The following is a 26,083-nucleotide window of genomic DNA, read 5'->3' as shown; positions in this document are numbered from 1 at the left end:
AGAGCTCAAGTGCGAGAAGCATGTACTAATCCTATCCCTGTGCAGCCCAGCAGCACTAAATGAGAGCGAAAATCGCTGTGGCCGCAGCCACAACTACGAGAGCGCCAACCATGCTGGCGGTTGCTCGTGCGACGAAGCCCTCTTTGCGGTGAATGAGCAGTTGAACAACGAACGTGAAGATGACACAGGCCGCGAGAACGATCGCCAGCCAAGTGACGCGCGACTCGGGCGCGGCAACCGCACCGATAATGACCGTGCCCACGAGGCTCAACGCCCACACCGGCACGACGCTCCACTTTTGCCAAGTCATTGACCCATCGTACCGAGAAGCGGGCGCTGCGGGGGCCGTCACGAGCGCGCGGCGGCGCACGGTAGAATCTCTTTCACGCAGTGGGGAGGCCATATGGCACACATTTTGATGCTTAGCTCTGCGCCCGACGCTGATCCATTACCCGCCCTGGGTTTGCTCAGTCACACGGTGGAGGTAGTCGTTGCCGCGCCCGCAACCTTGGTTGCCGCGCCCACCACTGATCTCATCATCGTCGACGCGACCACCAATCTTGCCGCAGCCAAAGGGCTGTGCGGCGTTCTTCATTCCGGCGGAATCTCGGTTCCGCTCTTCGTAGTCGTCACCGATGGTGGACTCGCTGCGGTCAATCACCAATGGCACCTTGACGATCTCCTCGTCGTTGGCGCCGGCCCGGCCGAAATCGATGCCCGCATCCGTTTGTCACTGGCGCGCCGCGAAGGGGAGAGTTCGGCATCGAAGATTCGCGCATCCGGAATTGTGATCGACGAAGCGAGCTACTCGGCTAAGGCTCGAGACCGCTCGCTGGACCTCACGTTCAAAGAGTTCGAGTTGCTGCGTTTCTTGGCCTCGCACCCCGGCCACGTGTTCACGCGCGAGCAGCTACTAAGCGAAGTGTGGGGCTACGACTATTTCGGAGGCACCCGCACCGTCGACGTTCACGTTCGACGACTGCGTTCCAAGCTCGGCGACCTCGAATCGCTCATCGGCACGGTACGTAACGTGGGCTACTGCTTCAACATCGCCGAAGAAGCCGAGAAGGCGCCCAAGCCCGAGGCCGTCGAGGCTGTTTCCGAACCAGCGGATGCTCCGGCAGATGTCATGCCCGACAGCATCGCGGTCTAGGGCACACTTCCACCGATTTTCTCCCCATCGCGCGTCAAGTTAATCCGTTGTTCATCACTCAGTGGCAGGATGATCAGATGGACAACGACAGCGCGATAGCCGATCCCAGCGCCGCTACAGATTCTCTCGATGAATATGACATCGAAGAGTCGTCGAGCGTCGACGACGGCACGTTGATTTACGACCGCTACCTCGACCGCGAACTGAGCTGGCTCGCGTTCAACCAGCGAGTGCTCGAACTCGCCGAGGACGAGTCACTACCGCTGCTGGAGCGCGCCAACTTCTTGGCCATTTTTGCGAGCAATCTTGACGAGTTCTTCATGGTTCGCGTCGCTGGCCTCAAGCGCCGCATCGACACCGGACTTGCCGTACCAACCAATACCGGTCGCGCTCCCGCCGACGTTCTCGAAGAGCTGAGCGCCGCCGCTCACGCGCTGCAAGAGCGTCACGCTGCCGAGTTCCGCAACAGTGTCAAGCCCGCGCTCGATGACGAAGGCATCCACATTGAGTCGTGGTCTGACCTCGGCCCCGAAGACCGTGAGCGCGTCGACGAAATCTTCTCGAGCCAGATATTTCCCGTGCTCATGCCCCTGGCCGTTGACCCCGCGCATCCATTCCCGTACATCTCCGGGCTCTCGTTGAACCTGTCGATTCGCGTGCGCAACCCCAAGACGCAAAAAGAAGAATTTGCGCGTCTCAAAGTACCGAGCGTATTGCCGCGGTTCATTCAATTGCCGGATGACGGCAGTGACCAGCTGCGCTACATCCCCCTCGAAGATCTGATCTCCAACCACCTTGACGCCCTGTTTCCGGGGATGGAGATTCTGGCGCACCACGAATTCCGCGTCACTCGCAACGAAGATGTCAACGTCGACGAAGATGAGTCAGAGAACCTGATCAAGTCGCTCGAGAAGCAGATTCTTAACCGCCGCTTCGGGCCGCCGATCCGTCTCGAAATCACCGACGACATGGATGACGTGACGCTCGGCCTTCTCGTGCGCGAACTCAAGATCACCGAGCACGAGGTGTATCGCTTGCCCGCCCCGCTGAACCTCAGCGGGCTGTTCCAGCTCACGCGCATCGACCGCCCGGCGCTCAAGTACCCGCGGCACGTGCCGATTACGAGCCCCGACCTCATGCCCACCGAGGGCAATGAGCGGGCCGACATCTTCCGGGCCATCGCTCGCAAAGACATCCTGCTGCACCACCCGTACGAGTCGTTTTCCACGAGCGTTCAGGCTTTCTTGGAGCAAGCCGCGGCTGACCCGGATGTGCTGGCCATCAAGCAGACCCTGTACCGCACGAGCGGTGACAGCCCCATAGTCGAGGCTCTGATCGACGCCGCTGAGGCCGGCAAGGCCGTACTCGCCCTCGTAGAGATCAAAGCGCGTTTCGACGAGACCGCCAATATCTCGTGGGCTCGCAAGCTCGAGAAGGCAGGCGTGCACGTTGTCTATGGCCTCGTCGGGCTCAAGACGCACTGCAAACTCGCGCTCGTCGTTCGTCAAGAAGAGGGCAAGCTGCGCCACTACGCCCACATCGGCACCGGAAATTACAACCCCAAAACCAGTCGTTTGTACGAAGACCTCGGGCTGCTGACCGCCGACGACCAGGTCGGAAAAGACCTCACTCGACTCTTCAACGAACTTTCTGGCTACGCCATCGAAAAAAAGTTCAAGCGACTTCTCGTGGCTCCGCGCCATCTGCGCAAGGGCCTCGTGAAGCAGATCGCGAACGAGGCTAAGAACGCCCGCGCTGGCCTGCCCTCCGGCATCCGCATCAAGCTGAATTCCATGGTGGATGAGGCGATTATCGATGCGCTCTACCGCGCCAACAATGCGGGCGTTCCGATCGATATCGTCGTGCGCGGCATTTGCTCGCTGCGCGCCGGAGTTCCGGGCCTCAGCGAGAACATTCGGGTGCGTTCCGTGCTCGGTCGCTACCTTGAACATTCACGCGTTTTTTCGTTCCACAACGACGGAGACCCGCAGGTTTTCATCGGCAGCTCTGACATGATGCACCGCAACCTCGACCGCCGCGTCGAGGCCCTCGTGCGCATCGTAGAGCCGGAGCACATCGAAGAGCTCGACTACATGTTCGACCTCGCCGTCGCCGATACCACCGCCTCGTGGTGGCTCGATTCTGAGGGCGATTGGGTGCGCCACAGCCGTTCCGAAGATGGCGAACCGCTCAATGACCTACAGAATGTCCTTATGAAGAGAATTACGCAGCGCAAACGAGGCGGAGTTCGCCGATGACCGCAGCGGCAACACCGGTGCTCGCCGCAGGCATTGTCTGCTGGCGAGTTGTCGACGACAAACCCCGGGTGCTGCTGGTGCATCGCACCGTTCACAAAGACGTCTCGCTGCCGAAGGGCAAGCTCGATCCGGGAGAACTGCTGCCCGAGACTGCCGTGCGCGAGATTCACGAAGAGACCGGTTTGAGCGTTGAGCTCGGCGTTCCGCTCGGCAAAGTGCACTACACGCTCGCCAACGGCCGCGACAAGTACGTGCACTACTGGGCCGCCGAAGTGAACGACCACATTTTGGAGCTGGCGAAGTTCACTCCCAACGACGAAATATCGTCGCTTGAGTGGCTGCCGCTCGCGAAGGCGCGCAAGAAGGTCAGCTACGAGCACGACATCGACGTTCTCGATCGTTTTGCTGCCGTCTACGAGGCCGGCAACGCACGCACTTTCGCGATGATTGCCGTGCGCCACGGTAAAGCCGTTCCCGGCGAGACCTGGGACGGGCCAGATGCCACGCGCCCGCTCATGCACCGCGGAACAGACCAAGCAGCCACCATCGCTGGCAGCATCGCCGCGTTCGCCCCCGATCGCATCCTGAGCAGCACCGCTGCTCGCTGCCTCGCGACGATTACGCCGTTAGCCCAGCGCACGGAACTAGAGATCAAGGCCACCGACGACCTCAGCCAAGACGCGTACCGCAGCAACGGTGCCGCCGTGACTGCTCTTGTCGCTAAGCGACTCAAGAAGCAGAAATCGACGGTGCTGTGCAGTCACGGCCCGGTACTCCCCCAAATTGTGGGCGCTCTCGCTGAGGCTTCGCACACGACACCGGATGCCGACCTGCGAGCCGCCGCGTTGTTGAGTACCGGAGATTTTTCGGTACTGCACTTCGCGCGCGATACGAAGAAATTGCGCCTTGTAGCGGTAGAAACGCACCATTCCTGAGGCCGGATCGTGCTCCCCGTAAGCAACTGAGGTTGCCGCGCGGTGAAATCCTGACGAATTCGCGAGAGAATGACGTGCACGTCAGTTTCTCGAAGGGATCCCTGTGAAGTTCACCCGCCTCGGCACCGTCAGCGCACTCGCGATGGTGAGTGCACTCGCTCTCACCGGCTGCGTTCAGACTCCCGTCGGTGACGTCTCGGGCCCTTCCGGCACCATCATCGGTGCCGGCGCTTCCTCACAGCAAGCCGCCCAAGAGGCGTGGGTTCGCGGTTTCCAGCTCGCCAATGTGGCGGCGACGGTCGAGTACGACCCCATCGGCTCCGGCGGCGGACGCGACACCTTCATTGGTGGTGGCGCTGTGTTCGCGGCATCCGACCGTGCGTACAAGGTCGAGGAAATCGCCGACGCCGATTTTCTCTCGTGTGTTGCCGATACCGGCATTCTGGAGATTCCGGCCTACATTTCGCCCATCGCTATCATCTTCAACCTCGACGGCGTCGACTCGTTGAACCTCGACGCTGACACGATCGCCGGTATCTTCACCGGCGAGATCGACCAGTGGGATGACGCAGCCATCGTTGCCCAGAACCCCTCCGTCGATCTGCCCAGCGGCAACATCACGGCGGTGCACCGGGCGGATGACTCCGGAACTACCGCGAACTTTACGGACTATCTCGCCGCGGCAGCGCCCTCGGTGTGGACCGTCGGCTCGATCGAGAAGTGGCCGCTGGAGTTCGGTGGCGAAGCTGCGCCCCAGACCTCCGGTGTTGTCGACGCCGTGACCAATGGAACCGGCACAATCGGTTACGCCGATGCCTCCCGCGCTGGCGACCTCGGCACCATCGCCGTCAAAGTCGGAGACGAATACGTTTCGTACTCGCCAGAAGCAGCGGCCGCCATCGTTGACGTCTCGCCCTTCGGCGAAGGCCGCGGCGCGACCGACTTCGCCGTCGAGATCGACCGTGCCTCCACCGCCAGCGGCGTGTACCCGGTCGTTCTCATCAGCTACCTGATCGCCTGCAACGAGTACGCGTCTAGCGATCGCGTGGATGTTATTCGTGGCTACCTTGACTACGTCATCAGCCCCGAAGGCCAACAGGCCGCCGCCGCGGCTGCCGGCTCAGCACCGATTTCTGACGCGCTCTACGAAAAAGCTCTCGCCGCCGTCGCCGCGATCAAATAGCTCACATCCCCGGGATTCCGGGACCGCACTTCGTGGTGTTGATGGGTCGTTTACCTCCCGTTTACCTAACCGGGCGAGAGTGGCTACCTGCCGTGCCTAAGTTTTCTATTTGGGTCGCACCGACCTGAAACCTGAAATCAACATCCCGAAGGGAAAACTGTGAACTTCAAGCGTCTTGGCACCATCGGTGCCATTGCTATCGCAGGCACCATCCTCCTCTCATCGTGCGCAGCAGCAGCCGACAACGGCAGCGATGACGAGACCATGTCAGACCTCACCGGAACGCTCGTTGGCGCCGGCGCATCGTCGCAGCAGTCAGCTCAAGAGGCATGGGTTGCTGGATTCCAGACCGCAAACGAGAACGTCACGGTTGAGTACGACCCCATCGGCTCCGGCGGTGGACGCGACACGTTCATCGGTGGCGGAAGCCAGTTCGCTGGTTCTGACCGCGCGTTCAAGAGCGAAGAAATTGACGAAGACAACTTCGCTTCGTGTGTTCCCGGCACCGGCATCCTCGAGATCCCCGCCTACATCTCCCCCATCGCGATCATCTTCAACCTCGAGGGCGTTGACTCGCTCAACCTCGACGCTGACACGATCGCCGGAATCTTCAACGGCTCAGTTACCAAGTGGAACGACGCAGCCATCGTTGCTCAGAACGACGGCGTGACGCTGCCCGACCTGAACATCACCGCAGTCCACCGCGCCGATGACTCGGGAACGACCGCAAACTTCACCGACTACCTGTCGGCTGCTGCCCCCTCGGTCTGGACCGTCGGATCGATCGAGACCTGGCCCACCGAGTTCGGTGGCGAGGGTGCTCCTCAGACCTCGGGTCTCGTTGACGCTGTCACCAACGGAACCGGAACCATCGGTTACGCCGACGCATCGCGCGCCGGTGACCTCGGAACCGTTTCCGTCAAGGTTGGCGACGAATACGTTCCCTACTCCCCCGAAGCTGCAGCAGCAATCGTTGACGCATCGCCCTTCGCAGAAGGCCGCGGCGAAACCGACTTCGCTCTCGAGCTCGACCGCGCATCCGACGCCTCGGGTGTGTACCCGGTCGTTCTGATCAGCTACCTCATCGGGTGCAACGAGTACGCCTCGAGCGACAACGTTGACCTCGTGAAGGCCTACATGTCCTACATCATCAGCCCTGAGGGCCAGGATGTTGCAGCAGCTTCTGCTGGTTCCGCCCCGATCTCCTCGACGCTGTTCGAGAAGGCTCAGGCTGCGGTAGACGCCATCAAGTAACACCTCGAGTCTGCTTCGACCCCGTTGCTACTGGCAGCGGGGTCGGGCAGACTTTGCTCTGGGCGGCGTGAATTCGTTCGTCCAGAAACCCGCATGACCACAGCACGACCTCAGCACGACACACCAAGCCACGCCAGGGATAAGGGATACTCGACACATGACCTCGACTGCGGCCCCCCGTATACGCGCGAAGCAGCGCCCCGGAGACCGCCTCTTCTCAGGTACAGCCCTCACCGCCGGTGCGTTGATCCTCGCGATCCTCGCCGCTGTCGCGGCTTTTCTTGTGTTGCAGGGTGTTCCCGGTATCACCGCAGACCCCGAGAAGACCACTCTTCTTGAGGGAACAAACTTCTGGGCCTATGTTGGCCCCCTTGTGTTCGGCACCCTGTGGTCTGCCGGCCTCGCGCTTCTCATGGCCGTACCCATCGCCATCGGAATCGCACTCTTCATCTCGCACTACGCACCGCGGCCGTTGGCTGCAACTCTCGGCTACATCATCGACTTGCTTGCCGCCGTGCCCTCCGTAGTCTTCGGACTTTGGGGCGGAAACGTTCTCGCCGTCGGTGTTCAGCCCTTCTACTCGTGGCTGGTCGACAACTTCGGCTGGATCCCGTTCTTTGCCGGGCCAGCTTCTGGAACCGGCCGCACCATCCTCACCGCCTCGATCGTGCTCGCCGTCATGATCCTGCCGATCATTACTGCCATCTGCCGCGAAGTCTTCTTGCAGACTCCGGTACTTCACGAGGAAGCCGCCCTTGCTCTCGGCGCCACTCGCTGGGAAATGATCAAAGTGGCCGTGCTTCCCTTCGGCCGCGCCGGAATCGTCTCCGGCGCCATGCTCGGCCTCGGCCGTGCGCTCGGCGAAACCATGGCCGTAGCCATGGTGCTCTCGGCGTCCAACGTGATCACCTTCAACTTGGTCAGCTCGACGAACCCTTCGACGATCGCTGCGAACATCGCGCTGAGCTTCCCTGAGGCCTACGGCCTCAACGTGAACGTGCTCATCGCGACCGGCCTGATCCTCTTCGCCATCACACTGGTCGTCAACACGATCGCGCGCTACATAGTCAACCGCCGCAAGGAATTCTCGGGAGCGAACTGATGACTACCACTACACCAGCGCGCCCCATCCAGAACGCGTACGCCGCCGGGCAACTGCCCCGCTGGGCTCCCCTGCTCATGTTGATCAGCAGCCTTGCCACCTTCGTGGTGATCTTCCTGTTCATTCAAGCCGGCCAGCCCGCAAGCGAATTCAATATTGTGGGAGCGGTTCTCTTCGGCGTCGTACTCTATGCGGTCGTACTCACCACCGTGTCACGACTGGTTGAAGGCCACCGTCGCGCCGTCGACCGCCTCGTAACCACCTTGGTGACCCTCGCCTTCGTTATCGCGCTCCTGCCGCTGATCTCGCTGCTGTACACCGTCGCCATCAACGGTTCAGCCCGTTTCGACCTCGACTTCTTCACTCTCTCGCTGCGCAACGTCGTCGGCGAAGGTGGCGGTGCGGCTCACGCCATCATCGGAACGCTGCAGATGACGCTTGCCGCCACCGTGATCTCGGTGCCGATCGGCCTCATGACCTCGATCTACCTGGTCGAATATGGTCGCGGCCGCCTCGCCCAGGCAATCACCTTCTTCGTGGATGTCATGACCGGCATCCCCTCGATCGTTGCCGGACTCTTCGCCTACTCCCTCGTCGTGCTGTTCTTCGGCCCCGGGGTTCGCGTCGGAATCGCCGGCGCCGTCGCCCTGTCGGTGCTGATGATCCCCGTCGTCGTGCGCTCGAGCGAAGAGATGCTGCGCCTCGTACCCAACGAACTGCGTGAGGCCGCGTTTGCTCTCGGTGTGCCGAAGTGGCTGACCATTCTGAAGGTTGTGCTGCCGACATCAATCGCCGGAATCACAACCGGTGTGATGCTCTCCATCGCCCGAGTTATTGGAGAGACCGCCCCGCTGCTCGTCGCGGCCGGCTTCACCAACAACTTCAACTACTCACTGTTCAGCGACCGCATGCAAAGCCTGCCCGTGTTCGTGTACAGCTCGTACATTTCTCAGGGTACGGATGCTCAGGCCTACATCGATCGGGCGTGGGCCGGAGCGCTCACCCTCATCCTCATCGTGATGGCACTCAACCTGTTGGCCCGCGTCATCGCCAAAATCTTCGCCCCCAAAACCGGTCGATAACCGAAGGAACCCTAACTCGTGTCAAAGCGTATTGAAGTCAATGATCTCAACGTCTACTACAGCAAGTTTCGCGCTGTAGAGGGCGTCTCGCTCACGATTGAGCCCCGCACGGTTACTGCCTTCATCGGTCCATCCGGTTGTGGCAAGTCGACCTTCCTCCGCACGCTCAACCGCATGCATGAGGTCATCCCCGGCGCTTACGTGGAGGGTGAGGTTCTCATCGACGGCAACAACCTCTACGGCCCCGGCGTCGACCCCGTGAACGTGCGTCGTCAAGTCGGCATGGTATTCCAGCGCCCCAACCCGTTCCCCACGATGTCGATTCGCGACAACGTGCTCGCCGGCGTCAAGCTCAACAACAGCCGCATCAGCAAGAGTGACGCTGACGACCTCGTTGAATCATCGCTTGTGGGCGCCAACCTCTGGAATGAGGTAAAGGACCGCCTCGAGAAGCCAGGCTCGGGACTCTCCGGTGGCCAGCAGCAACGTCTCTGCATTGCTCGCGCTATCGCCGTCAAGCCTGACGTCGTGCTGATGGATGAGCCCTGCTCGGCCCTCGACCCCATCTCAACGCTCGCCATTGAAGACCTCATCGAAGAACTCAAGCAGGAGTACACGATCGTAATCGTGACCCACAACATGCAGCAGGCCTCGCGCGTCTCTGACCGCACCGCCTTCTTCAACATTGCGGGCACCGGCGCTCCCGGCAAGCTCATAGAATACGACGACACCACCACGATCTTCTCGAACCCCAGTGTTCAGGCCACCGAAGACTACGTCTCCGGCAAGTTCGGATAACGAGCTGCCTGAGTACGCTGTGTTCCTGGCTTCCTAGACGCAGGAACGCAACACTCTCTCTGACGCAATGCGATCCTCGGCCTTGATGGCGAGAGCGTAGTCAGAAAGGACTCCGACGAATCGCTCTATGTACGAGCAGTGGAAAGCCTCGTTATCCGGCATCCAGTCCGCTGGGCCGTTGGCCGATTTCACTTGGTTTGCCGTGCCATCGGCTGCAAGCAGGTTGGAAGGGTCGTTTGCGAACGCAATTCGCTGCTCCTCCGGCCATGTTGCTGTCCCGACTTGCCAGGAGTACCCCAGCGGCACGATGTGATCGATTTGCACCAGCGTGGAAGTCTCATTCCCTCGAAGAAAACTGATCGTTTTTCCCGTGTACAGCTCGTCTAGTTCCCCGCTGAGAACCACGCAATCCCGAGTATTTGGCTTGTAGATAACCGCTTCTAGATCACGATCAAGGATGTCATTCCGAGTGTCACACCCATTGCGGTCGGTGTCGATCCAGCCGTGACCGAAGTAGTCGCGCACGTACCCGTCTCGATAACCGGCAGGCGCGTCAGCTAGCTGCGCGAGCTGGTCTAGCGCAGCTTCAGCCTGTGGGTCCTGCACCGGTGTGGGGGTTGCCGTGGCGGTGCTGCTGACAGGCTGATCGCTAGTACTCGTACTCGTACTCTCGCTCGCTCCATCGGGCTGGGCTGCGGCAGGCCCGACAAGATTGAGGCCTATCGAGCCCAGGATACCAACGGAAAACACGAGAGTCGGCACAAGTACGCCGAGGGCTATCTCAAGAGGTCGAGGCAGCGCCGGGTTCCCCAGCTTCGCCACCATTACACCCCAGATCTGGCGAACTTGCATGCCCGGTTCTGGGCGCCAGGACAGTCAACGCGTCCACACGTTGAGCACGTTGGGCTCTCTCCTGCTGCCAACAAAGACGACGATCGTCCTGACGAGCCGCGCCACAAGTTCAACGCCGCAATCGGAATTGGCCCCGCCAAATCGATACGTACCACGAGGTCCAAGGACGGTGACGAGGCGTTGTCGTAGGCGATCACCTTCACCGCTTCGCCAGTGGTTGCATCGAAGCCAGCTGCCAGCCGCTCCGGCGCGAGCACGTAACTGGTGAGTTCCTCGTGGTGGCCCGCCTGCACCGAGACCGACGAAATCACCAAAGGATTGATTGGCGGGACCGCATCAGTCGCCGTTCCCAGCGTCTCTCTTAGGTGCGCATCCCACTGGATGCCGGTGCGGTCTACTGAAACACCGTGAGTATCAGCGGCCAGACCATCAAAGTGTCCAGTCGTGAGCGGCACAACATCAACGCCGCCGCCCGTCATCGAATCCTGCTGAATCGCGAGGATCAAGTTGGCGATTCGTCGGTCAGCAACGCGCTCAAGTATCTCGGGCTTGTTCATGTGCGAACGGACGATCGATCGCGAGTTGTTGCTTGCATACGGGATGTCGTTATCCAGAGCGTTAGTGCCAATCGCGAGCGGGGAAACCGCGACTTCGCGCGCGATCTCGTCGAGCAAATCGCGGAAGGCTTCCTCTCGCCACCCCTTGCGAAGCAATGTCGGCGCGGCGTCCCGTTCGAGTCGATGCGCAGCGCCGTCGTTATAAGGATTCGCGTTGGCGATATGCATTGCAAAAGGCAGGTTCGTGCTTTCTAGCGTCCTGATCGATTGTTGATGTCGTTCAGGGTTCACGGCCCAAGGGTGGTGCAGTGCAGAAGCAAGAATTTCTAACCAGTCGGCAGCTTGCTCATGCAAGCTCTTGAGCCTCGCCCATTCCCTGCGTGATCCAGCCCAACCGTCTTCGGCTTGGTTAACCCTGCTGGTGATCAGATCCACTCGCCGCTCGAAAGCTGACCATTTGCGGTAATACTCACTACCGGCCATGTTGATTGCTGCGATGACGATAATCAACCACGCCACCGCCAAGAAGATGACTAGGTTCCACGGGCGGAAGTCAGCGTCATCACCGTTGGTTGACCACGCCATCCAATAAACCAAACCAGCAATTGTGAGAGGAATAAGAGCCCACAGCGCGACTACCCGGTGGAAACGCTTACGAAGAGTAACTAGTTCGCCCGCTTGGGGAACCTCTATCGCGCTGAGCTGCTTTTCGAAGCCCTTGGTGTGTGCTGATGCGAGGTCTCGATTGCTCTGCAATTTGTCGAGTAACTGGTTTTCGAACGAGTGCGAGTGTTCAAGCGTCCAGCTATCGAACGAAGCCAGTTCGAGCGTAGTTTCGTCACGACGCTCTGTCTCAAACATTCGTGTGTCGAGGTGTTCTTGCAGCTCCCGATCGAAGCCAGTTGCTTCATTCGGGATCTGTCGATAACGCTCAAGCATCGCGGCTGCGGTTGGTTCCCCGGACTCAGCCTCGTCCTTGTCTTCTGGTTCCAATTTCGCTGCCACCGTCGAGGCGTTTTTCGGAACGTAAACTTCGCCGGCCTTGTTGTATTTGAGCACGCCGCTGCCGAGCAGTTGCTTTCGCAAATCCGACTCCTCGACGCCAATTTCGCGGATCTTCTTTTCGCACTCGATAGCGGCGGCCGCGGCGGTTTCAATCAGCGACGTGGCATCGTCAATGATCGCGACGAAAGAATCGCGTACTTCAGGCGACTTTCGCACCGTGGACCATTCCAGGGCCGTGGGGAACATCTGCCGTCCGCGTGCGCTCTTTGGCTTCCAGACTTCACGCGGGTCGGCAACGACGTCAACTACGCGCCCGAAAACCGGAATCTTTCCTTCGATAGGAGCGAATCCGTTGTCTGACAGATCGGAACTCGCATCTATCGACCCAAAGATGAGGGTACGGATGCCCTCCCAAACTCGAGGGGTGGAATGTACAAGAGTAGATTCCAAAACCATGCGCTCTTTGCCCTTCGCCAGGGCCACCACCTCTGCAGCACGATCGCGCGCAGCAAGCAACGATTGGTCACGAGCGTCTAGGCGTTCAAGATCGCCCACAACATATCGCCCGCTCTTACCTTGCAGGTTGCGGTTGAGAAAACCAGAGAACAGCGCTTTTAGCCAGATAAACGACCAATGTGGGATGCGCAGCACTTTTCCGTTAACAAACGAAAAATAGTCTCTGAGCTGACGCTTGCTGTCAATCCTCAGCGGATCGACATCGGCCGCAGCTATAAAGGGCTTGTACTCAAGCCGAGCATCATCGAGCTCAAAGCTCGCCTTTAGCATCAGTTGGATATAGTGCTGCACGAGTTCATCGCGAATAGGGACAGTGCCTGCAGCCGGGATCCCCATTTGCGGGTCGATCAGCGCAGATTTTGCATCTGCAGCGTCAGCGAGGACCCGAGCCGCAACTTTTCGCGCCAGCCCATCTGTCAACACGCCGCTGACGAAGACTCTCGGAATCCAAATGCTCTCTGAAGCGGAGGCCTCCCGGTCGAACAATTCGAGCGTACCTATGGGAGCGCTCGTCCACAATCCAGCCGCGGTAGCAAGATGCATGAGCACGAAGCCCACAAATCGCTCGTCATCTCGCACGAAGGCGTCGCCCGCCCATGGACTCGTGCGGTCTTCGGGCGCAGCGACGAGAACAGTGCTGGAGTCTTCGTCGCCCCACGCGACTCGATCAGCAAGGACGAATTCCGTCGGTGCACAAATCAGAGTGATTCGCGCCAGGTCGACACGAGCCCGGGCGTTATTCGACTTCGGGCTCACCAGCGGCATCGCATGCCCGACATACGACTGCACCTCCCTGCTGATGGCATCCTGCAGCCCATCAAGCTGCCGATCAACTTGCACTGATCTCAACTTGACCATCCGCACGAGACTCATCGATTCCTGCGCCAGTGTTTCGAATAGGTCGCGCTCGACCTCGACAAGGTCGCCATTCGCTGAATGAGCGATGAGGAGCGCAGGAATTCGCGGAGGGGCACCTTCTTTAACCACCACTACCTCGGGACGGACCCACAGCGCAGGCGAAAGCAGCCCGGCCTGCGTCCAATCTCGAACAGCCTTGAGGACCTCGTCTCCTTGTTCGCCACTCGGCAAAAGGATGACGCTTACTGAGCCCTTCGGCCAAAAAGTCGATGCCACAATCAGACTCCCGATTTCTCCGCTTTGGTCTCAGCAACTGAATCCCGCAACGAACTAAGAGCTTCCAAAATTTCGTTCCGAATCTCCCAGCTAACGGGATACTTATAGACGGATGTCCGGTCATCAGGGGAAGCGACTTCCTCGGTGAATTCAGCGATTTCGTTGTCGAAGAACTCGATAAGACGAGTTTTTCGATCGCCGATACTTCCGTCAGCATCGCCCGCACGTTCGGGAGCCGGTTCGGGACTGCGATCCGACATCATGGCGCCGTTTCGAATCCACGACACCAAAGTCTTCGATGCTTCACTCTCGCGCGCGCCCAAGTCAAGAAGCACGTGGTACGCCCGAAGAGGCTCTAGCGAAACTTCGCTGTTACACAGCACGAGAGCGATAGACAGCGACTCCATAACAATTCCGGGGAAGTCATACGCTGGAGCGAATCCACCGAACAGCAACGGATGCGGGAACGCCGCCCAGCTATTTTTGTCACCGTCCCAGACCTTGAGTTCGGGCCCCTGAACTTCGTTGGAACTATCGACTTGCAACTGGCTCAGCGCTTTAGCAACGTACCAACCACGCAACATTGAGTCGAACACCTGCGGATCGACGGGAGCGGCTTCACGGAGCAACCGGGCCCGCTTCCATTTCCACATAGCGGCCCGACTGTCCTCGCCATTCGATTCTCCAAGCCACCCCCGCGCGATGGGCTGCATTACTGAGTCCATCACGATCGGCTGGTACGGGAATCCTGACATGGCGAAGACTTCGATCGAATCGACCTTCGCGTCGCGGAACCACCCGCGGGAAGTGTTGTCGTCCCAGACCCCCTGTGCCGTCAGGATCGACTTCGTGATCGTATACATCTCGGTGCCCTCAGCGAAGGGGATCGAGCTGAAAACGAGTCGCGTGCCCTCTCCGATCGCTTTGTTATGCACGATTGCCAACAGGGTCGGGTTGAGCTTCACCAAAGGCTCGGCGCTGCCGAGTGCCGCGGTCAATTCTTCGCGGTAGTTGCTCTTGCGCTCGTTATAGACCTTGGGACTGAGGTGGTCCTTGTCAAAGAACCCTCGCAGATCTTGCGTAATATACGCCTCAAAAGCCGTGCCCTGGCGCAGCATCCACCGCTTGGCGCGGTCCGCATACACTTCTGGATCCGACGCAAAGTCGAACGTCGGCTTCTGGATCGTGGCGACCTTCTGGCTGGTCTCTGCGGTCACAGCTGGTCGCCACGTACGCGGGACGTCTATGAGGGCCCAACGAACCTTTGGGTCCGCGATTTGCGCTTTGGAAGGACCGACCAAGACGTCTGTAACGACCTCGTTCATTGCATCATCGAACCGCGCCTCAGTCGACGTCGAAATTACGAGGTCCTCGAACTCGGTCGGGTAATCGGTGTGCGGCACTAATAGTCGTTCGTTCGGAGCCGGGCGGAACTTTCGAGGAACGGTGTGGTCTTTGCGGCGCGGCCAGAAATCGTATTCGTTTTCTCGACCGTCGCTGAGCACTTGCTGACCGACTTGGAGACGGAGCGCCTCGAGACTGCCGGCCAGATAGACGCGAAGTGGTTCTAGGAAATCGGTCCGGAACTCAGCGAGCAGCTGCGAAGCGCAGTCGCGCAGTCGTGCTTCTGACGCCCAATCGAGCGCCTGCTCGATGCGATCGAGCGCAGCTTCGACGACATCGCTCTCGGGCCGGATCGAATCTTGGTTGGGCGATTGGCTGAGCGCCTCCGTAACCATTCCCGGAAGTCGCTGAATCCAGTGGCGTCGCGTGTCCGCTTCGGATTTGAGTCCGTCAGAAGCACTACGAACACTCTCGCTCAGTCTGCGCAGGAGCTCGACCGTCACGGGGAGCCCGCGCACCGTAATCGCGCGCTCGACCGTCTCCGTGAACCGGCTGGGAGCAAGCGTCAACCACTCGTCGAGACGCTGCTGACGGTTCGCGGTGTCCCTCGTGAGATATCTCTCGGCGCGGTCGTTGTACAGCGTAACGAAGCGATCTTGCCACTCGTTGATGTCCAGCCCACCCGCTTTGTCAAACGAACCTGATTCAGCTGCTCGGTCACGCACATCAAACCGGAATTCAGCCGACAGCTCGGCGAGCGCATCGGCGGCTCGAAGCGCGTCAATCACATCGTTGCGCTCTTCGGTCTCTTCGTCGAGACCGCTTTCCTTGATAAAGGATTCCAAGCTTTGGCTGGCTTTGAGATCGATCCATTCGTCTTGAGTACGAATCGTGAAATTCGGATCTTCTTCAGTGTGCGCGTACAGCATTTGGTCGATACCAGAGCGTGCGAAACGCTCGGCGGCATAGTCCAGGAATTTTTCGCGTCCCAACGAAACGCGCCCAAACCCGAGCGATGAGAACGGAGGAGACTGGTCGATGGGCCGCATCAGACGCGTCTCGTCGGGAAGGACCCCAGCACCTACGTTGGCAGTCCAGTTTCCTGTGACATAGGCATCAATATCGTCTTGGACCTTATCGTCAGATAACCACGATGCGAGGCTGGTCGCCACGGCTGAGTAAACCTCGCCCTGGTTCTCAAACGAGACCTTCGAGTTTTGCCGACCAACGATGAACGGGTAAGCCGCGCCTACTCGATCGCGCGCGCCGCCATACGCCGGGTTCAAGCCTTTACTCTTGAACAACTCGATGGTGGCGTTCGAGGGGTTCTGGGTCCAGAAACCTGACATCGTTTCTGAGATCGTAGCGAGCGCATTACTGGCGATGCCCGCTGCACCCTTGATCTGGTCAAATACATCCGGCGCATAGAGGATGCTGAAGAACTGGTGGGCCCACGGCTGAGATTTGGCAGTGGACTTGATGGCTTCGATTACGTCTAAGTACTGCCCCGCACCAGATCCTCCGGCGATGGAGGATACGAAGATCACTGTAGGGTTCGCGACCACACCGCCCTCGTTCTTGGCGCCGAGCAACTCGCCCAACGACTGCAGTTGGGCGACCGAGGACGCATCCGACATTTTGTTGATCGCTTCGCGAGCGCTCTTGGCGATCGTATCCAGCTTCGAGAGCACAACTGCGCGGCCGACGGCGCGGTATTGCCCGGCTCCCTTGGTTACGTCAACGGGTACGCGTTTGGGGTCAGGTAAGAATCTCTTGACGTCGTCAATAACACTGTTGGGAATCTTCTTCCCCTCAGCGATGGTCGTGAAAACAGTGTCGTAGGCTGCGCCAGACGCTACGAGTCCCTTGTAGTCACCGGGTGGCATGAACGGAAGCGCATAGTCCGCGCCATCTTGCGCCAGGGGCGTGTCGATATGAAGCAGCTGCCATGCTGCGGGGATGCCTTCGGTCCACCCTGCTTGCTGCAGCCGCAGGGTGAGGGAGTGGCGAAGACCTCGCAAAGTCTTTCCGCCTGAGCCTCCAACGCCAACGATGAGGAATGGTCTGAGCATTGTCTACTCCTAGTAGTGCGTACGAGCCGGGTGATGGTAGTGAAGATTATTTGCGTCGCGGAGGAGGCGGGGGTGGCGGGGGTGGCGGGGGCATGCCCGATCCGCCCGGGGACTGTGGTGGAGGTGTTCCGTTTCGACCCTTAGCGGGAGCTTTCGGCGTCGATCGACCTGCGCGTGGCGCAACACCGGTTCCCCCCGGGGAAGGTGGGGTGGGTGTCGAAGACACTCGTTTCTTAAGCGGAGGAGGCGGAGTCGCTGAATCCCGTTGTGTTTTGCTTGCGGCCGCCGGAACATCCTTCTGAAGCAGAGCCGCTGCGTTTGACGGTACCGTCGAGGCGCTACGCCCCTTGGGCTGCTCCGCGGCCTGTTCGATTCGAATTGCTTCTCGTGAATTAGCCATGGCTGCGCGCAGCTTGCTTGCACTGAGTACTTCTGCCATTCGTGCGGAGTAACCGTTGTGGCCCGCGCCCGGGGATTTCGCATACACGACGAGGGTGCCGTTGATAGCAGATCCCCCACCCTTCGCGACATGTTCCGTCTCGCTCACCACCACAGCGGCGAGATCGCTCATGTGTCCGTTAAAAGTGGCCTTTCGACCGGTAAGGAACCCCCGCTTGGACGGGCGCGTGCCTGTCTTGCCAAGCACGAAAACCACGCGACCTGCCGCGGGAGTGACCACGTAGGCAACTTCGCCGAAGGGGTTTACTGGGGACATCGCTTTCAGCGTTCCGAGATCAGCGTCGAGGAAGCTCCGCGCGTCTTCCCGTGGTGCTTGAAACTTGAAATCATCAGTACCGACATCAGCGCCGCGCAGATTCGCACCGTTACGACTACTTATCGTGCCGTCTGGGGACACCGTTACGGGAAAGCTCGCTCGTTGCAGCTTCGCCCCGTACCCGATTTTGGCTGACACGTAGTTGACGAAATAGAGCAGCCCCAACGGGAGAAGAATCCCTAAGAGAATGAGGAGGACGATCATCCACCACAAGATCGCGGCGTTAACGGGTTGAGTAGATACCGCCGTGAGCTCGACGCTCTGATTCAGCGTCGTATCTTGGGTAGACTTCATGGCGATCGTCAAGGTCGCCCGCACGGTGCTGTTTGCGGGAGTCGAATTGCTCAGAGCGACATCAACCGTGTTTGTGCTCCCGGCCTCGATTTCAATACAGCTAGGGAATTCAATCTCAGCTCCGGCGATCGACCACGAGGTAGCCCACGTCGAGGCTCGATCCGCGTCGGGTGAATCGTCTGGAATGGGTGCCTCGGTGAAACATGCTTGACCAGCCGACCCGTCTGCTGGCGCCTCAATCGTAAATTGGCCGGTGGACTCACCCGAGGACCCGACGAGGCCCGACATAATCGGCTGAGCGCCAATGGTGGGGAAATTCTCCGGTACTTCAACTGTCACGGGGAATGACGTGGAGAAGTCTTCAAGCCCCAGAGCTGTGGTCGTGGTTGTCAGCCCAGTAACGCTGGCGACGATGTCGTATTTACCCTCCGGTCCGAGGTCTGTGTATTCGTAAGCAAACTCGCCCGAGTTCACATCTGCGTCGACCGTAGCGATCTCTGTCAGCGATGCACTTCCCGCGACGCGCTTGAAGAGAGTGAGCGAGTAGTTGTAGTTGTGGAGGCCGAGGGGCTCACCGCTCGGCCGCATGATCGTGCCCGCGATAGACGTAGGAGATTGCGCGACAATTGACGACAACGAATCCAATTCGATACTCAGACCGCTGAACCTCAAGAGCTCAGGATAGGGATCTTCGCTAGAGACGAACGTCCACTGTCCTGAATCTGGCGCCTTTCCTGTGGTCGGCCATTTGATCAGAAGCGCGCCAGCCGATGTCGTCACGCTCAGCGCGTCTTCAGACGAGTGGTCGTTACTCACTAGAGGTTCGCTGGAGCCCGGGGGTGTCAGGCTCCAAGTACCGCCGTCAGCGGAGATGAGCGAAAAACCCGCAACTCCTGGATCGACTTGAAAATGTCCCTCGGCGTCGATTTCAGCGTACGCCCCACCGCCGATGGACTCGCTGAGGCCCAAGAACACTCGAGAAAGCTGCGTCGTGTCCGTCGCTTGAATGAACGCCCCATTCGAATAGCTTTGCGGCACAGGAACTTCACCGCAGACTGCATCCGAACCCGGTGATGTTCCCTCAACCATCGACTGCATAAGCGGGATTTTCCACAAATCGGATGAGTTGATCGAGTTTCCAACGCTCAACAAAGTTCCAAAAACGCTGACGTTTGCGCTGCGCAAAGCATCAAATTGACCAAGACCGAGAGCGGGAGCGCTGCCCTTTTCCTGAACCTGCGCACCACAAAGCGTGTTAATCGCGGAATCTGTAGCCAGCGGTTTATCGTCGCCGAGATTGATTCCCCCATCAGTCAGCCAGATAATCATCTGACAGCCTTCGGAAACCTTTTTTTGCGCTGCGAGCGCAGACTGCGCGCTCTCAATTCCTAATTGCCAGTCAGTCCACCCCAAGCCATCTTTTTGCTCTTTGATCTCACGCTTCAGCGCCCCACCTGTTTCGTCAGTCGCAACTGAATGCCAACCCGTCGGCTGCACGAAGGTGGTTCCGAAAAAACCTGCGGCATACTGCACAGAGAAACTAGTGCTCAGCTGAGCAAGCTGCACCAAGCTGTTCTGAAGTATCTCCGCTCGTGCGAAACTCGGGTCGGTGCCGTCAGCGCCGAATAGGCTCCCCGAAGCATCGATCAAGTAGTAGACATCGAGGGCGCCAGCCGGATTAGAACTCAAGCACTCGCGGAGATCCTGCACGGCGAGGTTGCCGGTCGGCGACAAGCTCGCACCTAACTGGTCAATCGCGTCAGCATGTTGGGACGGCACGACGCTAAGCCCGACCGCTAACACTGCGGCCACCGCGACCCCGAGAAGTCGGCGCATCATCCGAGGCCCCACGCGTCGGTAAGCACTCCCGCAACGATGCGGGCCAAATTAAGGATGTGCCACAGCGAGAGCACAAAACCGACGATAACGAGGGTTCTCAACCATGAGCCAAATTGGGGCTTCAGAATAAAGTTGCGGTCGCGAGCACCGCGCCGTTGCGCGATGCGATCCCAACCAAGCGCGACAGTAACGAGCATCGGAGTGAGGAGGTATCCAGAGAAGCTCAGGAGCCAATCGGTGCTGCGCACCATCGGCAAGCTAATTCCAAGAACGCTCGCGGGGCTAGCTATTTTCAAGGAGATCACGACAAGAACTGCGCTCAACAGAACGGACACAGCTCCCGAAAGCAACGGTGCGGGGCTCGCACTCGTGTAGGCAGAAACAGGCGGGCGCTTTCTGGCAGAAGACAACCTTGCACTACTGCTCAATCGGCTCTCACCTCCGTAAATCTGCTCCGCAAAACAGGCTGTTCTCGTTCTCAGCGCGCTCAAGAAACTCAAGCGACTCGGGCGTAGGTCACACGCAGCTCAGCGCTTCCTGAGAGGCTCTAAGCTTTTTGAACATTAGCAGTGCGCTCGGACATTCCACGTGCCTCTGATTACCCCCAAATCGACCGGGATCGCTAACTTGGGCGACATAAGAGGTACCGCTCGAGGCGCACAAAAGCACTCAGAGTGTGCGCTTACGGCGGCCCCAGAAATGCAGTGTGAGCACGGTTTCGCGCGACACTTCCCGCTCTCGGCGCCACGAAATCCGGAAGTCACCGACAAAATGCAGTGGATAAAATACCCGATCAAACATGCAATTCGGATTCAGCCCGGGTCAGGCTCGCAGAGAGAGGCACCACGCACATCCCTGGCGCGAACAGGGACGAAGACCCTCTCCGGACACATGCTTTGACAGATCGCCACGAGCGCGGGCAGCTACCTCTGAGCGACTTTCGCACGGTGAGGAGCGCAGGCACCCTTCCACCCAAACTGGGGGGAAGGTGACAGATCGACAGCAGTTCGGTAGACCACTTTTGCGAGCCCGATAAAGCTCACCACGAGACTTCGAACTCTTCTGATTTTGCTCTTTAGAAGAGCGTGTCCCCGATGTAGCCGCCAGGCTGGCAGCCGGGCGGGATCGCGAAGACCGCTGAACCGACGGGCTTGGTCCAGGTATTGAGGAGGTCAAGGGTGTCGAGGGCTTTCTGCACGGGCACGAACTGTTTATCGACATCCGCCTGGAACGCCGCAAAGAGCAGCCCCGAGTTGGAGACGCTCTCGGCGCCCGCCAGCACGATGTCGTCGTAGTTATAGCCCCGACGGAACATCTTGTTCGCAGCCTCGTGCTCCTTGGCCCGACGAACGTGCGCGAACGCGGGGATAACAGGGAACCCGAGCCTGTCCTTCGCCTCCAGATCGGGCTCATCGCCCTCCACGGTGCCGGTGAGGGGCGCTCCGGTGTCGAGGGTACGACCGATGGTCTCCTCGCGGCCCAGGCGGTCGATCTTGTCCCAGCCATCGAGGTCCATGACGATGCGACGCAGCACGAAGCTCGTGCCGCCCTCCAGCCACTCCGGAACGTCGGTGCTCCAGACGGCCTCGTTGAACTCGGTGGTACCGGGCGAGGGATTGCCGGTTCCATCGAGCTGGCCAAAGAGGTTGCGCATGGTGGCCGCCGGGTTCTCGGCTCCCGCAGCGCGTCGAAAACCGCTCTGCGACCACCGCGGCAGAGCAAAGCTGCGTGCGTCCTTCAGCAGCATGCGCGCGGTGTGGGTCACCGTCAGCGGATCGTTGGCAGCAATTTGGAGAAGCAGGTCGCCGTCGCAATACGCCGGGTCGAGCTGGTCGATGCCGAAGGCGGGTAGCGGGCCCAGCCAGTCTGGCGCGGACTTTCCGGCGAGCGCCACCACGCGCGGCCCGAAGCCAAAAGTGACCGTGAGCTGCGCCGGGATGACCGCGAGCTCGGGCTCGGAGTCAGCCAAAGCGGGCTGGCCCGCTGTGAGGCGAGCCGCGTCATCCGTCAGCACTCCCATCAGCCTCCGCAGACTAGCGGCATCGACATCGTCACGCAGATCGAGCGCAATGAACACGGCGTTGGACTGCGCCGGCGTTTCGATTCCGGCCTGGTGCACGCCGTAAAAAGGCACCGCGCCCTCGAAGGCCTCTTGCGGAGTGAACTCCGCGGTGCTGCCGGGCTGGGAACCCTCACCGGCGTTCGTCGGCGCGACCGAACCCGAAGCGTCGCCAGCGATGCTCACTCCGGCTGCTGTTGCCGCGCCGACGCCCGCCGCGGCGGCACCGCCCCAGAGGAGGTGCCGCCGCGAGAGCCGACGCGAAGTGTCGGGCTCTATTGGTTCAGACACTTATTCGTTCATCTCCATGTCATCGTGGTCCATGTCGCCGTCGTCCATGTCATCGTCGCCTTCGTAGTTCTCGTTGGCTCCCGAGTAGTCCTTGGCGGGAGCAGTGAACTCGACGGTGCTGCCGTCGTCGAGCGTGAGCGTGACGGTGACGTCGTCGCCCGCAAGGATTGGGTCGGTGACGCCCATGATCATGATGTGGTTTCCACCGGGCTCCAGCATGAGCATTCCGCCTGCCGGAACAGTGAAACCGCCTTCGATCGGCTGCATAACCATGTCGCCCGACTCGTTCTCGAGCGTCTCGTGAAGCTCGGTCATGTCAGACGCACTGGTGGTCGCCGATACGATCGTGATGTCGGCATCGGTGGGGTTCTCGACCATGCCGAACGCAGCCGTCATACCGCTGTCGATCGCCTTGACCCAGGTGTCAGAGGTCGTGAGCGTGGTCGCCATCGACTCCATGTCGTCGGACTCGCTGTCAGTGGATGCCGTTGTCGAGCATCCAGCGAGAGCGAGCGCTCCTGCTGCGAGTACTGCGAGTACTGCGATCAGGCTGAAGGTTTTCTTGGTGCGTGTAGTACGAAACATTTCGGTATTAGTGCTTTCGTCGAATCCAGAACCATCGCGCTGCGATGACTCCAGCAAAAAGGGCGATGCCAATTCCGGCACCGATGAAACTGGTAACAACGAGCGGACTTAAGCTCGGTGTCGAATTTTCTGCAGTGGTTGTCGCCGCGTCATTCTCAGCCAAGGCTTCCTCGTCGAGCCCAAAAGTGGCCCCCGGAGTCTCCTGACCAACCGCGAATTCGAAGCTGCCCGAAATCGGGTGGCCGTCGCTCGACACCACACGCCACCGCACCTGATAGCTGCCATCGGGCAGGTCGGGAAGCAGCGGTTGCACGGCGGTGCGTCTCGTCACCTGCATGGGTCCGCTGACCCAGTCGGTGCCGTCGGCATCCACCACCATGGCGAGTTGAGTGATGTCCATCAGTTCACCCGTAAATTCGAGAGTGATCTCGGTGGGCGCGATCTCAAGCACCTCGCTCTCATTCGGAGTCTGCTCGATGATCTGATCATGAGCGAACGCCGCCTGAGGTAATGCGAACACGAGCAGAGCAGCAAGAAGCGCTCCCCCGAGTACGCGCGTACAAGTACGCAGATACGTCATCTGAGTTGTCAGCTTTCCGTTGTCATAGCGGAAGCGCGCGCCGTGCCATCACGACAGGCGCGTGCGAGTGGGCAGGGGCAGCACAAGACCACCGCACTGCAGAGAGGGTTTAGGAGAAGACCGCGCTGACGGTCGGTGGCCCTCTCAGGCTGACAACGGAACGTAACGACTGCAGCGTTGCGGTGATGTCGTCACGACAGACGGCGCTTGCCTCCACCGTGCGTCGGATAACGACGGGAATTCCCTGCAGCGAAAAAAGTCGGCGAAGTTGGCGGCCAGCGCTCGCGGCGATCGAACCGAGAGCGGTGACGCCTTGGCGCAGGGCCACGATCGTGATGATGCCCGCGATGATGTGGCCGGCGGTCATGGCACCGGCGCCGTGCGCTCCGTGGTTGATCGCCCCGGTGGCCGCCGAGAAGGCGACGTCGTGGTGCCCGACGGACTGGGCAACGACGTTAGCGGGATTGCCGATGACCGCGAAAACGGTATGGAAGAAGGTTTGAGCAATCGTGACCGCCACCGCTACGCGGGTCAGCGACATCCGCTTACCGACGAGCGGGATGCTGATGAGCGCGGCGAACGTGAGGGCAAGAACGAGAGCTACCCAGCTGGGGGCGCTGCCGCCGCCAAAAATGTGGGCGGTAGCGGCGATAAAAACCGAGAAGGCAGCGACGATCAGCGCGCGGAGAACTTGGGTTCCCCTGCCGATCATGATTACTCCCTAGGTAGTCGAGCCTCGCCTCCGAGGCTCGACACTAGTTTACGCGCTTTCGAAGACCACAATCGGGTCGGTGGTTGGCGCATCAGAGCCGCCCTTGGGCTCGATCGTGACACCCACAACATCACCGATAGCCATATCGCCATCGAGCACACGCCAGGTGGGGCCATCGTCAGCCGCATTCATGAGGCCGGCCGGGCGAGCGCCCGCCTCGTCGATGTACCAGAGCTCATAGACCTGGTCGGCGGGCAAAGCCTCAAGACCATCCACGATGACAGCGGATGACGCGAGTTCTCCCGACCACACGAAGGTCGCCGTGGCGCCCCCCGCAACAGTGGAAACGAGTCGTTGCGAGTCGCTGGCGGCATTGATTGCCGCCAGTTGGTCTGCCTGACCAGCCGCGAAGCTGGATTGCTCGATTGACGTGCGGCCGATGGAATCGGCAACAACGCCACCGGTGACGATGAGCGCCACCGCAGCGGCGACAGCCGCCAACGCAGTCGCCGGACGCGTGAACCAGCGGGCCTGAGCCTTGCGCTCCGCGGGGGATGCCGGGGCAGCCGCCGAAGTGCTTGACTGCTCAGCCGAGTCGTCAGCCGCGAGCGAAACCGAGGCAGCCAAGGGCGTGACGGTAGCGAGGGGCGTGGATGCGACATCCACGCTGCTCGAAGCATCATCAGCAACCACGGCGACGTCTGCCTCGCGCGGCAATTGCGGAGTCTGCGCAATCATCGCCATGAGGTTTGCCTTGAGGGCAGGAGGCGGCGTGACCGGGTCAATGGCCATTCCGAGCGCCACCGCCGTGTCAGACAACTCGGTGGTTTCGGTGCGGGTTTCGTCGGAAGCAGCGAGGTGCTTCTCGAATGCTTCGCGCTCTTCTGGGCTCAACGCGTTGAGAGCGTAGGCGCCAGACTGGGCGGCGAGGTCGTCGTTGCGGTCGTTCATGATGCCACCCCCATTTCGTCGCGTAAGCGGATCATTCCATCACGTAGTCGGGTTTTTACAGTGCCAACGGGAACCTTGAGCATGGTCGCCACCTCACTGTGGCTATAGCCGCCGTAATACGCAAGGGAGACAGCTTGGCGCTGGAGTTCAGTCAGTCGGGACATGGCCTTCTCTACCCTTTCGTGTTCGAGTCGGACTTCAATGGTTTCTGAGACGTGATCGTAGTCCGGGTTGTGATCACGGATGCCGATACGAACGTCACGGTCGCGAGACGACTGCGATGCACGCACACGGTCAACAGTTCGGCGGTGTGCCATGGTGAGAATCCAACTCACCGCTGCACCCTTATTCGCATCGAATCGGGTTGCGGTTTGCCAAATCTCTAAGAAGATTTCTTGCGTTACTTCTTCGGACTGCGAGTGGTCGCGCAGGAGCCTCTTGACGAGTCCAAAAACTCGAGGGGCCATCTGGTCGTACAGTTCGCTAAATGCGGACTGATCTCCAGCGGCGACACGCTCTAATAGGTCTTGCGGGCTCGTGGCAGGCACGCCCGAATCTTCGGGCGTTGCGCCGACATCAGCTTCACGAGACATAAGGGCAAGCATGACAGGTTCCTGTGCTCCTTCATCGCAGTTCGTAGGGTTCAGCAGCGAATCTTCAGTCAGTGGATGCAGGGCCGACGCTGGTTGTCGTCAGTTGCTTTCACTGGTGGGTAATTCGGTGCCCTTGCGCAAAGGGTTTGGTCGGTATTC

The 26,083-nt window shown here is 60.0% G+C and carries 21 protein-coding genes; 9 read left to right on the top strand and 12 right to left on the bottom strand.

The window, feature by feature from the left end; all coding sequences use genetic code 11:
* Positions 1–55: 55 nt before the first annotated feature.
* Positions 56–310, bottom strand: a complete 255-nt coding sequence (locus tag I6E58_RS04625; RefSeq protein ID WP_197130926.1) for a hypothetical protein — start codon at positions 308–310, stop codon at positions 56–58.
* Between the two features lie 93 nt (positions 311–403).
* Here I6E58_RS04625 and I6E58_RS04620 point away from each other — a divergent pair, with 93 nt between their 5' ends.
* From I6E58_RS04620 to pstB, 8 genes are all read left to right on the top strand, one after another.
* On the top strand, positions 404–1,153 hold the full coding sequence (locus I6E58_RS04620) for a winged helix-turn-helix domain-containing protein (protein WP_231595142.1): 750 nt from the start codon (positions 404–406) through the stop codon (positions 1,151–1,153).
* 77 nt (positions 1,154–1,230) lie between these two features.
* Entirely contained in the window at positions 1,231–3,411 is a 2,181-nt protein-coding gene (locus I6E58_RS04615; protein ID WP_197130924.1) for an RNA degradosome polyphosphate kinase, read from the top strand.
* Complete coding sequence (locus I6E58_RS04610; RefSeq protein WP_197130922.1) at positions 3,408–4,346, top strand: NUDIX domain-containing protein; 939 nt, start codon at positions 3,408–3,410, stop codon at positions 4,344–4,346. Before I6E58_RS04615 ends, I6E58_RS04610 begins: the two co-directional genes overlap by 4 nt.
* Before the next feature lie 103 nt (positions 4,347–4,449).
* Positions 4,450–5,529 carry a phosphate ABC transporter substrate-binding protein PstS gene (locus tag I6E58_RS04605; RefSeq protein ID WP_197130920.1) on the top strand — a complete coding sequence of 360 codons (1,080 nt, stop codon included), beginning with the start codon at positions 4,450–4,452 and terminating at the stop codon, positions 5,527–5,529.
* Between the two features lie 159 nt (positions 5,530–5,688).
* Positions 5,689–6,783 carry a phosphate ABC transporter substrate-binding protein PstS gene (locus I6E58_RS04600; protein ID WP_197130918.1) on the top strand — a complete coding sequence of 365 codons (1,095 nt, stop codon included), beginning with the start codon at positions 5,689–5,691 and terminating at the stop codon, positions 6,781–6,783.
* Between the two features lie 157 nt (positions 6,784–6,940).
* Entirely contained in the window at positions 6,941–7,885 is a 945-nt protein-coding gene (pstC, locus tag I6E58_RS04595) for a phosphate ABC transporter permease subunit PstC (protein WP_197130916.1), read from the top strand.
* Positions 7,885–8,967 carry a phosphate ABC transporter permease PstA gene (pstA, locus tag I6E58_RS04590; protein ID WP_197130914.1) on the top strand — a complete coding sequence of 361 codons (1,083 nt, stop codon included), beginning with the start codon at positions 7,885–7,887 and terminating at the stop codon, positions 8,965–8,967. Before pstC ends, pstA begins: the two co-directional genes overlap by 1 nt.
* Positions 8,968–8,985: 18 nt before the next feature.
* On the top strand, positions 8,986–9,765 hold the full coding sequence (gene pstB, locus I6E58_RS04585) for a phosphate ABC transporter ATP-binding protein PstB (protein ID WP_197130911.1): 780 nt from the start codon (positions 8,986–8,988) through the stop codon (positions 9,763–9,765).
* Between the two features lie 33 nt (positions 9,766–9,798).
* On the opposite strand, the gene I6E58_RS04580 is transcribed toward pstB, so the two are convergent.
* The gene (locus I6E58_RS04580) at positions 9,799–10,617 is read right to left on the bottom strand and encodes an HNH endonuclease family protein (protein ID WP_197130908.1); all 819 of its coding nucleotides are present in this window, start codon (positions 10,615–10,617) and stop codon (positions 9,799–9,801) included.
* Positions 10,590–13,238, bottom strand: a complete 2,649-nt coding sequence (locus tag I6E58_RS04575) for a hypothetical protein (RefSeq protein ID WP_197130905.1) — start codon at positions 13,236–13,238, stop codon at positions 10,590–10,592. The genes I6E58_RS04580 and I6E58_RS04575 overlap by 28 nt, the downstream gene beginning before the upstream one ends.
* On the opposite strand from I6E58_RS04575, the gene I6E58_RS04570 reads away from it, so the two are divergent.
* Complete coding sequence (locus I6E58_RS04570) at positions 13,233–13,538, top strand: hypothetical protein (RefSeq protein ID WP_197130902.1); 306 nt, start codon at positions 13,233–13,235, stop codon at positions 13,536–13,538. The two genes, I6E58_RS04575 and I6E58_RS04570, sit on opposite strands and share 6 nt — an antisense overlap.
* 293 nt (positions 13,539–13,831) lie before the next feature.
* Here I6E58_RS04570 and I6E58_RS04565 read toward each other — a convergent pair whose 3' ends face one another.
* From I6E58_RS04565 to I6E58_RS04525, 9 genes are all read right to left on the bottom strand, one after another.
* Positions 13,832–17,245: a tubulin-like doman-containing protein gene (locus I6E58_RS04565; protein WP_197130899.1), complete on the bottom strand. Its 3,414-nt coding sequence runs from the start codon at positions 17,243–17,245 to the stop codon at positions 13,832–13,834.
* A gap of 46 nt (positions 17,246–17,291) precedes the next feature.
* A complete protein-coding gene (locus tag I6E58_RS04560) occupies positions 17,292–20,153 on the bottom strand; it encodes a hypothetical protein (protein WP_197130897.1) in 2,862 nt (953 codons plus the stop codon).
* Positions 20,150–20,488: a hypothetical protein gene (locus I6E58_RS04555; RefSeq protein WP_197130894.1), complete on the bottom strand. Its 339-nt coding sequence runs from the start codon at positions 20,486–20,488 to the stop codon at positions 20,150–20,152. The genes I6E58_RS04560 and I6E58_RS04555 overlap by 4 nt, the downstream gene beginning before the upstream one ends.
* A 740-nt stretch (positions 20,489–21,228) precedes the next feature.
* Entirely contained in the window at positions 21,229–22,503 is a 1,275-nt protein-coding gene (locus I6E58_RS04550) for a Dyp-type peroxidase (RefSeq protein ID WP_197130891.1), read from the bottom strand.
* Positions 22,504–23,088 (bottom strand): copper chaperone PCu(A)C, encoded by a 585-nt coding sequence (locus I6E58_RS04545; RefSeq protein WP_197130887.1) that lies wholly within the window; start codon positions 23,086–23,088, stop codon positions 22,504–22,506. It lies immediately after the preceding gene.
* Between the two features lie 7 nt (positions 23,089–23,095).
* The gene (locus I6E58_RS04540) at positions 23,096–23,668 is read right to left on the bottom strand and encodes a copper resistance CopC family protein (protein ID WP_197130884.1); all 573 of its coding nucleotides are present in this window, start codon (positions 23,666–23,668) and stop codon (positions 23,096–23,098) included.
* Positions 23,669–23,777: 109 nt separating this feature from the next.
* Positions 23,778–24,380 (bottom strand): hypothetical protein, encoded by a 603-nt coding sequence (locus I6E58_RS04535; protein WP_197130882.1) that lies wholly within the window; start codon positions 24,378–24,380, stop codon positions 23,778–23,780.
* 48 nt (positions 24,381–24,428) lie between these two features.
* Positions 24,429–25,331: an anti-sigma factor domain-containing protein gene (locus I6E58_RS04530; protein WP_197130879.1), complete on the bottom strand. Its 903-nt coding sequence runs from the start codon at positions 25,329–25,331 to the stop codon at positions 24,429–24,431.
* Positions 25,328–25,936: a sigma-70 family RNA polymerase sigma factor gene (locus tag I6E58_RS04525; protein WP_197130876.1), complete on the bottom strand. Its 609-nt coding sequence runs from the start codon at positions 25,934–25,936 to the stop codon at positions 25,328–25,330. Before I6E58_RS04525 ends, I6E58_RS04530 begins: the two co-directional genes overlap by 4 nt.
* Positions 25,937–26,083 lie beyond the last annotated feature (147 nt).

It is taken from the genome of Salinibacterium sp. SWN1162, assembly GCF_015864675.1.
Lineage (GTDB): Bacteria > Actinomycetota > Actinomycetes > Actinomycetales > Microbacteriaceae > Rhodoglobus.
The sequence above is the reverse complement of the archived record's forward strand: the minus strand, read 5'-3'. Positions and strand labels throughout refer to the sequence as shown.

Excerpts from the sequence above, each read along its gene's own strand:
- I6E58_RS04625 (WP_197130926.1), bottom strand. The coding sequence starts at position 310 with ATGACTTGGCAAAAGTGGAGCGTCGTGCCGGTGTGGGCGTTGAGCCTC.
- I6E58_RS04620 (WP_231595142.1), top strand. The coding sequence starts at position 404 with ATGGCACACATTTTGATGCTTAGCTCTGCGCCCGACGCTGATCCATTA.
- I6E58_RS04615 (WP_197130924.1), top strand. The coding sequence starts at position 1,231 with ATGGACAACGACAGCGCGATAGCCGATCCCAGCGCCGCTACAGATTCT.
- I6E58_RS04610 (WP_197130922.1), top strand. The coding sequence starts at position 3,408 with ATGACCGCAGCGGCAACACCGGTGCTCGCCGCAGGCATTGTCTGCTGG.
- pstC (WP_197130916.1), top strand. The coding sequence starts at position 6,941 with ATGACCTCGACTGCGGCCCCCCGTATACGCGCGAAGCAGCGCCCCGGA.
- pstA (WP_197130914.1), top strand. The coding sequence starts at position 7,885 with ATGACTACCACTACACCAGCGCGCCCCATCCAGAACGCGTACGCCGCC.
- I6E58_RS04580 (WP_197130908.1), bottom strand. The coding sequence starts at position 10,617 with ATGCAAGTTCGCCAGATCTGGGGTGTAATGGTGGCGAAGCTGGGGAAC.
- I6E58_RS04570 (WP_197130902.1), top strand. The coding sequence starts at position 13,233 with ATGCATGAGCACGAAGCCCACAAATCGCTCGTCATCTCGCACGAAGGC.
- I6E58_RS04575 (WP_197130905.1), bottom strand. The coding sequence starts at position 13,238 with ATGCATCTTGCTACCGCGGCTGGATTGTGGACGAGCGCTCCCATAGGT.
- I6E58_RS04565 (WP_197130899.1), bottom strand. The coding sequence starts at position 17,245 with ATGCTCAGACCATTCCTCATCGTTGGCGTTGGAGGCTCAGGCGGAAAG.
- I6E58_RS04560 (WP_197130897.1), bottom strand. The coding sequence starts at position 20,153 with ATGATGCGCCGACTTCTCGGGGTCGCGGTGGCCGCAGTGTTAGCGGTC.
- I6E58_RS04545 (WP_197130887.1), bottom strand. The coding sequence starts at position 23,088 with ATGTTTCGTACTACACGCACCAAGAAAACCTTCAGCCTGATCGCAGTA.
- I6E58_RS04540 (WP_197130884.1), bottom strand. The coding sequence starts at position 23,668 with ATGACGTATCTGCGTACTTGTACGCGCGTACTCGGGGGAGCGCTTCTT.
- I6E58_RS04535 (WP_197130882.1), bottom strand. The coding sequence starts at position 24,380 with ATGATCGGCAGGGGAACCCAAGTTCTCCGCGCGCTGATCGTCGCTGCC.
- I6E58_RS04530 (WP_197130879.1), bottom strand. The coding sequence starts at position 25,331 with ATGAACGACCGCAACGACGACCTCGCCGCCCAGTCTGGCGCCTACGCT.
- I6E58_RS04525 (WP_197130876.1), bottom strand. The coding sequence starts at position 25,936 with ATGCTTGCCCTTATGTCTCGTGAAGCTGATGTCGGCGCAACGCCCGAA.